Annotated in this window: 13 protein-coding genes; 9 read left to right on the top strand and 4 right to left on the bottom strand. The window is 70.8% G+C overall.

What is annotated here, in order from left to right; translation table 11 throughout:
• Nucleotides 1-4: 4 nt before the first annotated feature.
• The gene (locus NYZ98_RS33855) at nucleotides 5-1,468 is read left to right on the top strand and encodes an NCS2 family permease (protein ID WP_456115263.1); all 1,464 of its coding nucleotides are present in this window, start codon (nucleotides 5-7) and stop codon (nucleotides 1,466-1,468) included.
• Between the two features lie 184 nt (nucleotides 1,469-1,652).
• Here NYZ98_RS33855 and NYZ98_RS33850 read toward each other — a convergent pair whose 3' ends face one another.
• Nucleotides 1,653-2,246: a TetR/AcrR family transcriptional regulator gene (locus NYZ98_RS33850; RefSeq protein WP_262847888.1), complete on the bottom strand. Its 594-nt coding sequence runs from the start codon at nucleotides 2,244-2,246 to the stop codon at nucleotides 1,653-1,655.
• A gap of 82 nt (nucleotides 2,247-2,328) precedes the next feature.
• Between NYZ98_RS33850 and NYZ98_RS33845 the strand changes: the two genes are divergently transcribed.
• Entirely contained in the window at nucleotides 2,329-3,282 is a 954-nt protein-coding gene (locus NYZ98_RS33845; RefSeq protein WP_262847886.1) for a quinone oxidoreductase family protein, read from the top strand.
• 12 nt (nucleotides 3,283-3,294) lie between these two features.
• On the opposite strand, the gene NYZ98_RS33840 is transcribed toward NYZ98_RS33845, so the two are convergent.
• On the bottom strand, nucleotides 3,295-3,837 hold the full coding sequence (locus NYZ98_RS33840) for a TIGR03086 family metal-binding protein (RefSeq protein WP_262847883.1): 543 nt from the start codon (nucleotides 3,835-3,837) through the stop codon (nucleotides 3,295-3,297).
• Here NYZ98_RS33840 and NYZ98_RS33835 point away from each other — a divergent pair.
• Both NYZ98_RS33835 and NYZ98_RS33830 read left to right on the top strand, forming a co-directional pair.
• Nucleotides 3,827-4,657, top strand: a complete 831-nt coding sequence (locus tag NYZ98_RS33835; RefSeq protein WP_316249633.1) for a helix-turn-helix domain-containing protein — start codon at nucleotides 3,827-3,829, stop codon at nucleotides 4,655-4,657. The genes NYZ98_RS33840 and NYZ98_RS33835 overlap by 11 nt on opposite strands.
• A gap of 457 nt (nucleotides 4,658-5,114) precedes the next feature.
• Nucleotides 5,115-7,109 (top strand): FHA domain-containing protein, encoded by a 1,995-nt coding sequence (locus NYZ98_RS33830; protein WP_316249632.1) that lies wholly within the window; start codon nucleotides 5,115-5,117, stop codon nucleotides 7,107-7,109.
• Here the strand turns inward: NYZ98_RS33830 and NYZ98_RS33825 are convergent.
• Entirely contained in the window at nucleotides 7,061-7,906 is an 846-nt protein-coding gene (locus NYZ98_RS33825; protein ID WP_262847877.1) for a CPBP family intramembrane glutamic endopeptidase, read from the bottom strand. The two genes, NYZ98_RS33830 and NYZ98_RS33825, sit on opposite strands and share 49 nt — an antisense overlap.
• A gap of 189 nt (nucleotides 7,907-8,095) precedes the next feature.
• Here NYZ98_RS33825 and NYZ98_RS33820 point away from each other — a divergent pair, with 189 nt between their 5' ends.
• The 3 genes from NYZ98_RS33820 to NYZ98_RS33810 all read left to right on the top strand — a co-directional run bounded on the left by NYZ98_RS33820 (nucleotide 8,096) and on the right by NYZ98_RS33810 (nucleotide 11,362).
• Nucleotides 8,096-9,283, top strand: a complete 1,188-nt coding sequence (locus NYZ98_RS33820) for a sensor histidine kinase (protein WP_262847876.1) — start codon at nucleotides 8,096-8,098, stop codon at nucleotides 9,281-9,283.
• An 88-nt stretch (nucleotides 9,284-9,371) separates the two neighbouring features.
• Entirely contained in the window at nucleotides 9,372-10,007 is a 636-nt protein-coding gene (locus NYZ98_RS33815) for a response regulator (protein ID WP_262847875.1), read from the top strand.
• A gap of 119 nt (nucleotides 10,008-10,126) precedes the next feature.
• A complete protein-coding gene (locus NYZ98_RS33810) occupies nucleotides 10,127-11,362 on the top strand; it encodes an amidase (RefSeq protein ID WP_262847874.1) in 1,236 nt (411 codons plus the stop codon).
• 12 nt (nucleotides 11,363-11,374) lie between these two features.
• On the opposite strand, the gene NYZ98_RS33805 is transcribed toward NYZ98_RS33810, so the two are convergent.
• On the bottom strand, nucleotides 11,375-12,439 hold the full coding sequence (locus NYZ98_RS33805) for a cobalamin-independent methionine synthase II family protein (protein ID WP_262847873.1): 1,065 nt from the start codon (nucleotides 12,437-12,439) through the stop codon (nucleotides 11,375-11,377).
• A gap of 129 nt (nucleotides 12,440-12,568) precedes the next feature.
• Here NYZ98_RS33805 and NYZ98_RS33800 point away from each other — a divergent pair, with 129 nt between their 5' ends.
• On the top strand, nucleotides 12,569-13,084 hold the full coding sequence (locus NYZ98_RS33800; protein ID WP_262847872.1) for a GNAT family N-acetyltransferase: 516 nt from the start codon (nucleotides 12,569-12,571) through the stop codon (nucleotides 13,082-13,084).
• 290 nt (nucleotides 13,085-13,374) lie between these two features.
• Complete coding sequence (locus NYZ98_RS33795; RefSeq protein WP_262847871.1) at nucleotides 13,375-13,953, top strand: hypothetical protein; 579 nt, start codon at nucleotides 13,375-13,377, stop codon at nucleotides 13,951-13,953.
• The last annotated feature ends 203 nt before the right edge of the window (nucleotides 13,954-14,156 follow it).

Below are 14,156 nucleotides of genomic sequence, written 5' to 3'. Positions count from 1 at the left end.
CGAGATTACTGCCCCCGTAACCCAGCCGACCGGACGTCTCGGCTGGCTTGACCGTTTTTTCCACATCTCCGAGCGACAGTCCACACTGAACCGTGAGATCCGCGGCGGCCTGGCCACGTTCTTCACGATGGCGTACATCGTCGTCCTGAACCCGCTGATCCTCGGCGGTGTCAAGGACGCGGACGGCCAGTACCTCGGCGACGGGAGCACTCCCAACTACGCGCTGATCGCCGCGGCGACCGCGCTGACGGCGGGCGTCCTCACCATCCTGATGGGCGTCGTCGCCAAGGTGCCGTTCGCCCTGGCCGCCGGACTCGGGCTGAACGCCTTCGTCGCCTTCGGCATCGCTTCCAGCATGTCCTGGGAAGACGCCATGGGCCTGATCGTGCTGGAAGGCCTCGTCATCACGGTTCTCGTGCTGACCGGGTTCCGCACGGCCGTGTTCCACGCGATCCCGGGCCAGCTGAAGACCGCGATCAGCGTGGGCATCGGCCTGTTCATCGCGCTGATCGGCTTCGTCGACTCCGGCTTCGTCCGCAAGGCCGCCGGGACGCCGCTCGAGCTCGGCATCGGCGGCTCCCTCACGAGCTGGCCGATCTTCGTCTTCGTGATCGGCCTGCTGGCCACCGTGCTGCTGGTCGCCCGCAAGGTCAAGGGGGCGATCCTCCTCGGCATCGTCGGCACGACGATCCTGGCGATCATCGTGGAGGCGGTCGCCAAGGTCGGGCCGTCCCTCGGCGGCAAGAACCCGCTCGGCTGGAGCCTGGTCGTCCCCACGCTCCCCGACCAGATCGTCGGCGCCCCGGACCTCAGCCTGATCGGCCAGTTCAGCCTGTTCGGCTCGTTCGGCAGGGTCAGCGCGGTGCTGGCCGTGCTCTTCGTCTTCACCCTGCTCATCACGGACTTCTTCGACACCATGGGCACGATCGTGGGCGTCGGCCGCCAGGCCGGGCTGGTGGGCGACGACGGCACCCTTCCGCGTACGCGGGAGATCCTGCTGGTCGACTCGATCGCGGCCGCCGCCGGCGGCGCCGCCTCCACGTCCTCCAACACCACCTACATCGAGTCGGCGGCCGGCGTCGGCGAGGGCGCCCGCACGGGCTTCGCCAGCGTGGTCACCGGCGTGCTCTTCCTGCTGGCGGTCTTCCTGTCCCCGCTGGTCAACGTCGTCCCCTACGAGGCTGCCGCCCCCGCGCTGGTCGTCGTCGGCTTCCTGATGATGACCGCGATCAGGGACATCGACTTCACCGACTACGAGATCGCCATCCCCGCCTTCCTCACCATCGTCCTGATGCCCTTCACCTACTCCATCTCGAACGGCATCGGCGCGGGTTTCATCACCTACGTCCTCATCAAGGCCGTCAAGGGCAAGCCCCGCGAGGTCCACCCCCTCCTCTGGGTGGTCACCGCCCTCTTCGTCGTCTACTTCGCCATCGGCCCCGTCAAAATCCTCCTCGGCCTCACCTGACCCCCCGGCCGTTCCGCCCCCCCACCCGGAACGGCCGGCCCCGCCGTCCTGGAGACCCGCTTGCCCGGAAGGGCCTCGCTCTCCCGGAAGGCCTACGCCCCGCTCGAAAAGGGCCTCGCTCCGCTCGGGCTGTGTTTTTTAGAGCCTTCGGCGTGACGCTGTGCCTGTGATGTGACGGGTCCCTTCAGGCAGGGGTAGTGACGAATCCGAGTTGGTCGAAGGCTGCGGCGACGCTGGGCCACAGGGTGTTCGGGTCGTTGGCTGCTAATTCGTGGCCGGTCTTGTAGCAGGCCAGGGCTAGCTGGGGCGCCAGGGCGGCCGTGTCCGCCGAGGCTCCTTGCTCTCGTAGGTCCTCGGCCATCAGCTCGGCGAAACGGCGCTGCTTGCGGGCCGCGCGGTCGCCGAGTTCGGGGTTCTCCGCGATCAGGCGCGCGCGCAGGACGTAGCGCGCGGTGTCCTGGGTGGCCGACGCGCAGATGGCCTCCGTGGTGCCGCGCAGCATGGCCAGCGCCTCGGCCAGCGACGGCGGATGGTCGAGCCGCAGCTCGCGGTGGTGTCGCGCGACGCCGTCCAGCCATTCCTCCTCGCCGGCGAAGATGACCTCCTGCTTGTCGCCGAAGTAGCGGAAGAACGTGGTCCGGCCGACCTTGGCCCGATCGGCGATGTCCGCCACCGTCACATCGGCGTAGTCGCGTTCCGAGAACAGCTCGTAGGCCGCCGCGATGATCTCGTCGCGGGCCCGCTGCTGGTTGCGCGCCCGGAGGGTGGGTCGGGACATCAGGTCAGTCTAGCCCGGAGGAACATCGATCCGTTATGGTACTCAGTACCAATTAGGTACTTGATCCCTCATGGAGTGGACAATGCGAGCAGTACAGATCACCGAGTTCGGCGGGCCCGAGGTCGTGGCCGTGCGAGACGTGCCCGAGCCCCGGCCGGGAGCCGGTCAGGTCCTCATCGAGGTGGCGCGATCCGGGGTGAACTTCGCCGACACGCTGCTGCGCGAGAACGCCTACCTCGCCTCGGCCACGCTGCCGTTGATCCCCGGAAGCGAGGTCGTCGGCCGGACCGACGACGGCCGGCGGCTGGCGGCCTTGATCTCTGACGGCGGGTACGCGGAGCGGGCCGTGGTGGCGGAGGACGCCGCCTTCCCGGTGCCCGACGGCGTTGACGACGTCGCGGCCGTCGCGCTGCTCGCCCAGGGGCTGACCGCCTGGTGGCTGATCGACCACACCACCCGTGTGCGGCCGGGGGAGAGCGTGGTCGTGCACGCGGCGGCGGGCGGCGTCGGCTCGCTCGCCGTCCAACTGGCCAGGCTGCGCGGCGCGGGCCGGGTCATCGCCACGGCGAGCACGCCGGAGAAACGGGAGTTCGCGCTCTCCCTCGGCGCGGACGCGGCCGTGGATCCCGCGACCGAGGACCTCACCGGGGCGTTGTGCGCGGCGAACGGCGGCGAGCCCGTTGACGTGGTCCTGGAGATGATCGGCGGACGCGTCACCGGCCAGAGCATCGCCGCGCTGGCCCCCTTCGGCCGGCTCGCCTTCTACGGGATGGCCGGGAGGGTCGAGCCCGAGCGGGTCTCGCCGCGCGAGCTGCAGCGCCGGTCCGTCACCGTCAGCGGCTTCTGGCTGGTGAACGCCCTCGCCCGCGCGGCGACGCTCGGCAAGGCGTACGCGGAGATGTCCGCGCAGGTGGCCACGGGTGAGCTGCGTGTGGTCCACGGCGGAGACCACCCGATGTCGGAGGTACGGCGCGCGCACGCCGACCTCGGTGGCCGCCGCACCATCGGCAAGCTCGTCCTCGACCCGCGCAGATAGCGCCCGGTGCGGTCACGGGGTCCAGGTGGGGTTCCGGCCGATGGTGCCGAGCAGGTGGTCGAACGGCGAGGCGTCGTCCGGGACCGGTACCGGTGGGCCGAAGGCGCCGCGTTGCCTGCCCATTTCCACCATCTGAATCGTGAAGTCCAGGCCCCGCGCGACGGCCTCGGGGTCGGGCTCGTACGCCTGGCCGGTGGCCCTGGCCAGGTCCCAGCCGTGGACGACCATGTCAACGAGCCACATGTGCGCCAGAGAGGTCATCGGCAGGCCCATGCCGGGGCTGATCCCCTCCCAGGCCTCGAGGCGCGACCAGGCGGCGAGCATGCGCTCCGCCCGCTCGGGGAAGTCGCCCGCGTAGGGCTCCTGCTCGACGCGCGGGCCGTTGCGGCCCAGCGACTCGAACATGGTCGCCACCCACTCCAGGTGGTTGATCAGGTCCTTGACGTCGAACTTCGCGCATGGCGTCGGTGATCCGAGCTGTTCCGCCCCGACCGCGCGGACCAATCGCGCGGTTCGTTCGGTGGCGCGCGTCATCAGCGGCATCATGTCGTTCATGGCGGCCATGGTGCCCCGCCCACCTGGGGCGCGGCTTGTAGAAACGCGACAGCGTGGTTGGGTCGACCCGTACGCGGGACTCGATGCCTTCGATTTCGCCCGTCAAGCGCCGTCGCCTGAAATTTCGGCGTATGTGGAGCACTTTTGGGTCGTCACCTGGACCGGCCTCGCCGAACCGTACGAACAGCGCATCGTCTCGCATCCCACCGTGAACATGACGATCACCCAGGACTTCCACCGCGTCGCGGGAGTGATCAAGGGCGGCTTCGCGTACACGATGCGGGGTTCCGGCCGCGTGCTCGGCACGCGCTTCCGTCCCGGCGGCTTCCGCCCGTTCCTCGGCCGGCCCGTATCGGAGCTGACCGGCCGCTTCGCGGAGATCGGCGAGATGTACGGCGCGGCGGGCGCGACCTTGGTCGAGCAGGTCCTGGCCGAGCCCGACGCCAAGGCCGCCATCACGCTCATCGAGCGGTTCCTGCGGGATCTCGGGCCTGAGCCGGATCCGGTGGCCGAGGAGGTCGCGGCGCTGGTGGCGATGGCGGAGACCGACGTGTCCCTGACCAGGGTGGACGAACTGGCCGCCGCGTCCGGACGGTCGGTGCGCTCGCTGCAACGGCTGTTCCGGGACTACGTCGGCGTCGGCCCCAAGTGGGTGATCCGCCGCTTCCGGCTGCACGAGGCCGCGGACCGGATCCACCAGGGCCTCGACCTCGCCACACTGGCCACCGAACTCGGCTACACCGACCAGGCCCACCTGACCCGGGACTTCACCGCCGCCATCGGCCTGCCCCCCGCGACCTACGCCCGCCTCATCCGCTGACCACACCGGAGATCGCACCGGCTTCGTGTTCAGGATGTCCGGCTCCCGCCTCGCGAATAACGTCTGTGATGACTCTGGATCGCATGGCAGGAAGGATGGGCGAAGTGGCCGAACACGGAGCGTGGAGCGAAAGGCGGGCGGAGATCATGGGCCGCCCGGGAGCCGGTGCCGCCTACGAAGCGGCTCGCATTCGCCTTGAACTGATAGAGGCGGTACGGCTTCGCCGTGAAGAGCTGGGGCTGATCTAAAAGGAGCCGGCTCGACGCGCTGGGCCGCAGCCGGGTCGACCCTGGTGAGGTTTCGGGAGGGGTGGTAAGCCGTTTGGGCGGGTGTGGGTTATTTTCTGGGGGCGGTAAGCCTGGCACGATGGGCGGTCGCGGGAGGGGCCGGACGCGAGGAAATCGTGGTGTAGCTGGTGAGTGGCGCACGGTGTGGTGGAAAGCGCCTTTTGTGGTGAATGCAGCGGTTCTGTGGTCTGCGGAAAGGGATGCGACCAATGCCACCTGCGATCGTCGGGAGTGCGGGTCCGCTCACGGGAAAAAGATTTCCGATCGGTGAGGCGCCGATCACCTTCGGCCGCAGGGACGACAACACCGTAGTGATCGCCAGCGGACGTGCCTCGCGCCTGCACGCGGAGGTGCTCCGGGAGGCCGGCGGCTACGTGCTCCACGATCGGGGCAGCCGCAACGGGACGCTGGTCAACGGGAACCGCGTGACGTCGCACGTGCTCAAGCAGGGCGACGTGATCGCCATCGGCGACGAGACGTTCTCGTTCGAGGCGCCGGGCGAGATGGAAACGATCATGGATGCCCTGGTGATCCGGTCGTTGATCAAGTCCGTCGTGGATCCGGGCCCGGTGCTGCGGGTCACGATCTCCGGTGGCGGCCCGGTCGGGCTGAGTCTGGCGTTGCTCCTCGAGAACCTCATGGGCCAGCGGGTGTCCATCACGCTGTACGACGGTCGCTGGACCAGGGACGGGTCGCGGGTCGTCTGGAAGGACCAGTCGCAGGGCAACGTGCGGCGGCAGCAGGTCGTGACGATCCAGAGCCGCCAGTACCTGAACCTGCCCGAGGAGGTCCAGGCGCGGCTGTTCAGCGCCGGGTCGTACTCCGAGATGTGGCCGGCCGGCCCCGATTCGGTGCGCGGCTTCAGCCCGCGCAACGTCCGCATCGCCTTCGTCGAGGACGAACTGCTCGACATCGCGAACGAGAAATCCGACCGTATCCGCCTCGTGCCCGCCTTCTTCGACCTCGCCGAGCACCGTGAGACCGTGGCCGAGGACCACGTGCTCGCCATCTGCGAGGGAGGGCGCTCGCGCACGCGGGACCTGTTCACCGCCAAGTTCGGCGCCGCCGACACGTCGATCTACTCGCTGGAGGGCCGGCACATTCAGGATGTCGTGCTGGGCCTGCGGGTGAAGTCCGACCTGTCGGATCCGATGACCATCCTGCTGACGGTGGCCCAGAACCGCTTCCTGCTGAACGCCCTGCGAGGCGAGGGCTTCCTGAACATGCGCCTCACCGACGACGAGGCCGAGGAGGTCATCGGGATCGACCCCATCCGGCACGTGTTCGAGGAGTGCATCGCCTCCCGCCCCTGCCTGATGGGCCGCACCGACGACGGCGATTTCCACTGCTCCACCCACGGCACCCTGTTCCTGCCCGCCCTGGTCAGAAGCTCGGCGTTGTGGAAAAGGGTGATGGAGGGGCTGGTGCTCTTCGGCGTCAGGGAGGAGAACCTGAGCGCCGTCACCGCCTTCCGGCTGGACATGGTGCAGCGGCCGAGGTTCACCGCCCAGTTGTACTCGCCGACGTCGACCACCCCGGGGACGTACGGCTTCCTTCTCGGGGACGCCGCGAACGCGATCCACTTCTGGCCGGGGCGCGGGCTCAACAGCGGGCTGGCGTCGGCCATCTCGATGGCCCGGTCCCTCAACCGCGCCTGGCACGGGAGGCCCTTCCGCGACGCCGACTTCATCCGCCACGAGGCGGCGATGTCGATGCTCCAGTACCGGCACAAGAGCCGCGCCTGGAAGGCGATGGTGACCACCGACGAGAACGGGGTCACGTGCGCGATCAAGGACAAGATCGTCCAGGGCATTAAGGAAGGAAGCGAAGGGCCCGACAAGGACGCGGACATCGACGCGCTGATGGACGAACTCCGGCGGATCCGGAGCCGCCTGGCACCGCGTATCGCCGGCCTGCCCGATGACACGGTCCTCGTCGAGCACCTCAGAAAGCTCAAAGGCGAGACACTGCGCGCCCTGCGGGTGAGCGGGGCGTGGGACACGCTGGTCGTCGGCGGCGAGGAGGTCGACATCGACATCTTCGACCGCCCGGACTCCCCGGAGGAGCCCGCCGCGGGTGCGCCGACGGTCGCGAGGCGGGCCGGAGAGCGACCCGATCACACCCGGCTGGTCGCCAGGAAGTCGAGCGGCTCGACACCGCCGTGAGGTGAGACCGGCTCGCTCGGATCGTGGGTGTCATTCCTGGCCGTGCGCAACGTGATCAGGCCGGTCAGGGTGAGGGTGAGGGCCAGCAGGGCGAGTTGCGCGCCGAACTGGCGGTCCTGGGTGGGGAGCAGGGTGTCGCCGAGGTGGTAGCCGGTGTGCACCCCGATCGCCATCCACAGCGCCCCGCTGCGCGCCCGGGCCGCCGCGCAGGCGAAGCCGAGCGCCGCGGCCTGCACGAGGTAGAGGAGCTTCTCGGCGACGGTGTCGGCCGGGCTCTGGGAGACGATGTGCATGGCGCCGAACGCGACCGAGACGACGACCAGCACCATCCGGGGCGAAAGGCGCCTCGACAGCGTGTCGTACAGGTGTCCCCGCCACAGCAGTTCCTCGGGGAACGCCTGGCCGAGCACGATGTAGGCGACCGCGACCGGCAGGGACGTCAGCGCCGGTGCCACCACCTTGTCCCACGGCAGCCAGGTGGCCACGCCGATGGCCACCGAGGCGGCGTTCGCCGCGACGACCGCCGCCGCGCCGGCGAGCACGCCCAGCAATGCGTGCGGCACCGCCGACCGGGACCGCGTCAGCCGCAGGCCCGACCAGGGGAGCCGGCCGGACAGGCGGCGGATCGCCCACACCAGCGCGACCGAGGCGACGGTGATGCCGATCATGCCCAGCGGTTCGTAGAGGGGGTCCGACGGGTCCATGAACAGGGCCACGGGTGCGGTGCCCAGGATGACCTGCGCGAACAGGGTCACCATGGCGATCGGTACGGCCCATGCGGGGTGCGTTGCCTTCATACCGTCAACGCTAGGAAACGATCACCGGGCGGCGCATCGAGCGGCGGATAGAACCGACCATGACCTTTGGCACGGTCACTCTGGGGGGATCACACGGTCACGGTGCGGACCTTACGCTCGTCTCATGGTTCGTGTGGTTCTGTCACTCAGGAGACCTAGGGAGGGGCGCTCGGGACGGGCGGGTCGCTCATGACGGGCGAGTCGCTCGGGACACGTACGGTGTGGCCGGGCGGGACGCGCGCGGGTGAGGCGCGTGATCCGGCCCGGCCATTCCTGTTCAGCGTCGTGTTCTGGGTGGTGTTCGCGACCACCACCGCCGTCTACCTCCTGTCGCCCGGCGGCCCGGCGCGCGACGTGCTGTTCGGGGCGAACCTGGTGCTGGTCGCCGGCCTGTGGCTGGCGCTCCCGTGGGATCCATCGGAGGGCCGCCGCGTGGTGGCCCCGGCGTTCCTGCTGGCCACCCTGACGCTGGGCATCACCGGCTCGGCCGGCACCCACATGCTGATGACGCTCATCGCCATCACCAACCTGGCCTTCCTGTACGGCATGCGCACCGCCGTGACCATCCTGGTCGCGGTGTCGGCGGGCCTCTTCGCCGCCGTGCCGCTGCTCTTCGGCAAGCCGGTCACCGACGCTGCGCTCCAGGTCGCGGTGTTCGCGATATTCGCCGCGTTCGTGCTGGGGATGGCGTCGGCGGTGATGGAGGCGCGCCTCAGGCGCGAGGAGGCGCAGGGCCTGCTGGAGCGGATCAGGGAGCTGGCCGTCGCGGAGGAGCGGGCGAGGATGGCCGCGGAGATGCACGACTCGATCGGCCACCACCTGACCGTGATCAAGATGGGCCTGGAGAACGCGGAACGCTTCCGCGACCGGCGCCCCGACGCGGTCTGGGACGAGATACGCCAGGCCAAGCAGCTGACCGTCGAGGCGCTCGCCGACGCACGGCGCTGGGTGCGCGCGCTGCGCCCGCTCGCGCTGGACGGCCGGGTCGGCAGTACGGCGCTCGCGCGGCTCGCCGCGTCGTTCGACGGCACGGGCATCACGGTCACCTTCGAGGTGCGGGGCGAGGAGCGTCCGCTGGAGTCCGACACCGAGTTGGTGCTCTACCGGGTGCTCCAGGAGGGCCTGACCAACGCGCTCCGGCACGCCAGGGCGGAGAATGTGCGCGGTGAGCTCACCTTCGGCGACGGGCGGGTCACGCTCGTGATCACCGACGACGGTCGTGGCAGGGATCCCCGGTCGAGCGGCGGCTTCGGGCTGACGTCGCTGGCGGAGCGGACCAGGGCGCTCGGCGGGGTGCTGACCGGCCACGGCCCGGCGGGCGGCGGTTTCGAGCTGCGCGCCGAACTGCCGTCGGCGGCCTCGGACGCGCGTTCGTGAACCAGGCGGGCGGGCGCGCGCTCGTGAGCGACGAGGGCGGGTACGCGGGTCGGTGCGCGATCACGGGTCACGGGACGGGTGGGTGGTCATGAGTCCGGTCAGGATCCTGCTGGTCGACGACCAGGTGCTGATGCGGCAGGGGCTGCGCAAGCTGCTGGAGGTCGAGAGCGGCATCGAGGTCGTCGGCGAGGCCGCCGACGGGGAGGCGGCGCTTCGGGCCGTGATCGAGTGCCGTCCCGACGTGGTGCTGGTCGACGCGCGGATGCCGGGGATGGACGGCGTCGAGCTGATCGTCCGCCTGTCCGCCGAGCACCCGCGCGTGGCGGCGATCGTGCTCAGCACCTTCGACGAGGACGAGTACATCTTCGGCGCGCTGCGTGGCGGCGCCCTCGGTTACCTGCTCAAGGACTGCTCGCCCGACGAACTGGTCTCGGCGGTGCACCGGGTGAGCAGGGGGGAGACGGTGCTCGGCGGTCCGGTGGCCGCCCGCCTGGTCGCCGAGCTCCGCCAGGGCGACGGCGACCGTGGCGCGTTCAGGGGGCAGGAACTGCTCTCGGCCCGCGAGGGCGAGGTGGCCAGGATGATCGCCGCGGGCGCCGCGAACAGGGAGATCGCGGCTCGTCTCCACATCACCGAGGGAACGGTGAAGAACCACGTGTCCAGCGTGCTGCGCAAGCTTGGCCTCCGCGACCGCACCCAGCTCGCCGTCCACCTGAGGAAATAGCGGCCCACGGCCCGCGCCGGCCGAGAGGTGTTCATGCCGGACCGGTCTGGTGGCCGGTTGGTCCGTGGCGGAGGGCCGCGCCTCGTGTCCGGCGGCGAGGCCCGGCCTATGATGCCGGGGTGGTGTGGACGGCTTCGGGGCTGGCGGCGGAGTTCCGTGCGGGCCGGGCGTCGGTGGCCGAGGTGGTCGGCGAGTCGCTGGAGCGGCTCGACCGGCTGGCGCTGGTGATCGGCGCGGTGGCCGCCACCGACCACGCGCGGAGCATGGCCGAGGCCGAGGCGGCGGACCTGCGCCTGCGGGCCGGGGGCGGCGGCGCGCTCGAAGGTGTCCCGTTCACGGTCAAGAACTGGATCGACGTCGCGGGCTGGCCCGTCTCCGGGGCGACCGCCGCGAGCCCGGGGAGCGCGGGACGGGTGCCGGCCGCCGACGCCACCGCCGTCGCCCGGCTGCGCGCCGAGGGGGCGATCGTCATCGCCATCAGCAGCGCCATGGCCGGCAGCGCGGGGCACGGTCCCACCAGGAATCCGCATGATCCCTCGCGGGCGCCGGGGGGTTCGTCGTCGGGTGCCGCCGCACTGGTCGCCGCAGGAGCCTCGCCGTTCGCGCTGGGCAGCGACTCGGGAGGCAGCATCCGGTTGCCGGCCGCCTGGTGCGGGGTCGCGGGGCTCAAGCCCACGTTCGGCCGGGTGCCGCTCACCGGGCACTTCCCTCGGTGCGGGTCGCTGGAGGACGGGCGCACCGTCATCGGCCCGCTGGCGCGGGGCGTCGACGACCTGGCCGCCGTGCTGGCGGTCATCGCGGGCCCCGACGGCCTGGACGCCGGGGTCGTCCCGGTGCCGCTCGGTGACCCCGGCGACGTCGAGGTCGGGGCGCTGCGGGTGGGGGTCATCGCGGGCGCCGACGAGCCGACGGCGCGGGCGGTGGAGGCGCTGGGGCGCGCGGGCGTCACGGTGGTGCCGGACGCGGTGCCGGACGTCCGTGACGAGGCGCTGGAGCTGACCCGCCGCCACTGGGGCCGTGTCCGACTCTCTGGCGAGGAGAACGTCCGGCTGCTGTGGGACCGGGACCGGTTCCGGCGGCGGCTCCTGATCGCCACCGCCGGAATCGACGTCCTGCTCACTCCCGCCACGAGCGGCCCGGCGCCGCAGTGGCGTGAGTCGGCCGAGACCGACTACCTGTGGACGCTGCCGTGGAGCCTCACCGGGGCACCGGTGGTCGTCGTCCCCGTGGGGACCGAGGACGGGCTCCCCGTCGCGGTCCAGGTCGTCGCCCATCCGTGGCGGGACCACGTCGCCCTGGCGGTCGCCCGCCACATCGAGCGTCGCTTTCCCGTGACCGCCGCCACGGTCGCCTGAGGCCGCGAGGTCTCAGAGGCCCAGGGCCTCAGAGGCGAGCGCGGTGCCCTCGACGCGAGCCGCGATCTTGGCGAACGCGATCTCGCGCGAGGTGGAGGTGTCATCGGCGAAGGGGGCGAACCCGCAGTCGTCGCAGGTGCCCAGCCGGTCGGCGGAAAGATGGCGTGCGGCCTCCAGCACCCGGTCGCGCACCTGTTCTGGCGTCTCGACCCGTGGGTCGATCGGATCGGTGACGCCTAGGAAGATCCGGGCCTCCGGCGGCGCGTGGGTGGCGATGACGTCCAGCACCCGGGACGGGTCGGGCTCGCTGGCGAGCTGGATGTAGAAGTTGCCCGCTTTCAGGGCGAAGAGCTTGGGCAGCAGGTCGGCGTAGTCGACGTCCAGGCTGTGGGTGGAGTCCTGGTCGCCGCCGGGGCAGGTGTGCACGCCGATCCGCGCGCGTTCCTCCGCGCCGAACCGTTCGAGCACCTGGTTGTTGAGCGCGACGAAGTCCTGGAGGAGCCCGCCGCTCGGGTCGAGCTTGAGCGACAGCCGCCCTTCGGTGAAGTCGAGCTGCACGGCGTGCGCGCCGGCGTCCAGGCAGCCGCGGATGTCGGCCTCGGCCTCGGCGATCAGGTCGTCGATGAAGGACTTGCGCGGATAGTCGTCGATGCCGTCCCCGGGATACAACAGGCTCAGAGCGGACGGCGCGATGACCGCCTGCTTGAGCGGCAGGCGGGTGTGCCGCCGCGCGGCCCGCAGGTAGGTGTCGGCGTGCACGCCGTAGCGGAACGGGCCGGTCGTGAGGCGCGGCAGTTGCCGGGTGTGCCCGTCGGCGAACGGGATGACCGCGCCGTCGGGGGCGAGGCCGGCCAGGCCGGTGATCGGATAGGTGGCGAAGCTCGGTTTCGACTGCTCGCCGTCGACCAGGACGGGGCACCCGATGTGCTCCAGCCTCGTGATCGTGTCGGCGACCGCCTGGTCCTGAGCCGTGGCCAGCTCGGTGTCCGCGATGCGGCCCGCGGCGTGGTCGGTCAGTGCGGCCAGGAGAGCGGGGGGTCGGGGGATACTGCCGATCGGTTCGGTAGGAATGCCCATCCCGCGAGACTAGATAACGATCCGTATCCCTTCAATCACCTGCCGAAGATGGACATCCCCGTGCACGTCACGACCCGTGCCGCGTGTCATGCTGGGCGCGGCGTCGCGGGCGAGGGGATACGGGGCGGCATGGTGTTTGTGCGCGAGATGGGCGAGGCGGACATCGAGACGGTGTCGTCGGTGCGCATCGCGAGCTGGCGGGCCGCCTACGCGGGCATGGTGCCGCAGGCGTACCTGGACGGGATGTCGCCGGAGGAGGACGTCCGCGTACGGCGGGAGCGGTTCGCCCGGCGCGACGGCGGGGCGCTGGACCTCGTGGCCGAGTCCGGTGGCGTCGTGGTGGGCTGGCTGGCCATGGGGCCGTGCCGCGATCCCGACGCCCAGGCCGGCGACGGGGAGATCTACGCCTTGTACGTCCGTCCCGACGTGATCGGCACGGGCGCGGGGCACGCCCTCATGGACGCGGCGCTGGCGGCGGCCAAGGAACGGCATCTGCGCCGGCTGCTGTTGTGGGTGCTGGAGGACAACGCACGGGCGCGGCGTTTCTACGGGTCGGCCGGATTCGGCATGGACGGCACCCGCTCGATGTGGGAGGTCGGCGGCACCGCCGTGCCCGAGCTCCGCTACCGGCTCGACCTCTCCTGAGCCCGCGGGGGCCGCCTTTTGTCGTCCAGGACCGCGTGACAGCGAACGCGTGACGATGACCGCGTCGTGCTGACCGCGCGATACTGGCCCATGACGTTGTGCGGGGTTGCCGGTGGGTGAGGCTTTGGTGGCCGAACCCCGCGGATGTCCGGTTTCTGACAGAAGCATCAAGTTCGGTGCCGCACAGTTTGGATCACTCCTCAAGACGATCGGAGGGCTAGATGTCTGAGACGAAGCCTTTTCGCGCGGTTCTCGCGGTCGACGTGCAAGGGTGTGGTCAGCAGCCCGATGTGCTGCTGCCGGTTCTCTACCATGAGATCCATTCGCTGCTGACCGGCATCTGTGAGCGCAACTCGCTCGGAGAAGCGTGGCGGTCGGTGTCGCTGCTGCAGCGCCCGGGTCACGAGATCGTCGCGCTGCTCCCGGCGGAGACGCTGCCCCTGCTGGTCCATCCGTTCCTGGACGATCTGCAGGGCGACCTCGCGAGCAGCGATCTCAAGATCTGCGAGCACGGCCTCGGGCTCCGGCTGCGGGTGGCCCTGCACGTCGGGCCGGTGGAGGAGGGGACCGCGACCGCGGACATCGCCAGGGCGGTGAACGAGGTCCACCGCCTGCTCCGGTGCGAGCCCCTGGTGGCGGCGCTCGACGACAGCGACCCGGACGTCACCCTCGTCGCCGCGGTCCTCTCCTCGGAGGGGTTCGCCGCGTTCACCGAATCGGGCGGCACCGAGCCGCCGGCCTCGCGGTTCACCGAGATCCGGGCGCGGGGCAAGGCGTTCGACCGGCAGGCGTGGCTGTACGTCCCGAGCCCGTCGAGCGCCGCAGGCGAGCCGGCGCCCCCCGCCTCCTCGCGCGAGGTCACGACCTGACGCGCGCGGACGCACCCTGACGCGCGCGGCGCACCCGGACGTACCGGGACGCACCTTGACCGGCCCCGGCGCACCGTGACGCGTCCGGAGGGGTCCGGAGGGGTCCGGAGGGGTCCGAGCGTTCACCTGGCCGAGACGGGGAGTTCACGGTGTAGCGCTTTGTCCTGATATATGATCTTGTGTCGGTAGGAGGTCGGAAAAGC

Origin of the sequence: Sphaerisporangium corydalis, from assembly GCF_025506355.1 — a bacterium.
GTDB lineage: Bacteria > Actinomycetota > Actinomycetes > Streptosporangiales > Streptosporangiaceae > Sphaerisporangium > Sphaerisporangium corydalis.
Note: the sequence above shows the minus strand (reverse complement) of the source record. Positions and strands in the feature narration are given on the sequence as shown.

Coding starts and splice junctions, on each gene's coding strand:
- NYZ98_RS33850 (WP_262847888.1), bottom strand. CDS start 2,246: ATGTCCCGACCCACCCTCCGGGCGCGCAACCAGCAGCGGGCCCGCGAC.
- NYZ98_RS33840 (WP_262847883.1), bottom strand. CDS start 3,837: ATGAACGACATGATGCCGCTGATGACGCGCGCCACCGAACGAACCGCG.
- NYZ98_RS33800 (WP_262847872.1), top strand. CDS start 12,569: ATGGTGTTTGTGCGCGAGATGGGCGAGGCGGACATCGAGACGGTGTCG.
- NYZ98_RS33835 (WP_316249633.1), top strand. CDS start 3,827: ATGTCGTTCATGGCGGCCATGGTGCCCCGCCCACCTGGGGCGCGGCTT.
- NYZ98_RS33805 (WP_262847873.1), bottom strand. CDS start 12,439: ATGGGCATTCCTACCGAACCGATCGGCAGTATCCCCCGACCCCCCGCT.
- NYZ98_RS33825 (WP_262847877.1), bottom strand. CDS start 7,906: ATGAAGGCAACGCACCCCGCATGGGCCGTACCGATCGCCATGGTGACC.
- NYZ98_RS33815 (WP_262847875.1), top strand. CDS start 9,372: ATGAGTCCGGTCAGGATCCTGCTGGTCGACGACCAGGTGCTGATGCGG.
- NYZ98_RS33830 (WP_316249632.1), top strand. CDS start 5,115: ATGCAGCGGTTCTGTGGTCTGCGGAAAGGGATGCGACCAATGCCACCT.
- NYZ98_RS33845 (WP_262847886.1), top strand. CDS start 2,329: ATGCGAGCAGTACAGATCACCGAGTTCGGCGGGCCCGAGGTCGTGGCC.
- NYZ98_RS33820 (WP_262847876.1), top strand. CDS start 8,096: ATGACGGGCGAGTCGCTCGGGACACGTACGGTGTGGCCGGGCGGGACG.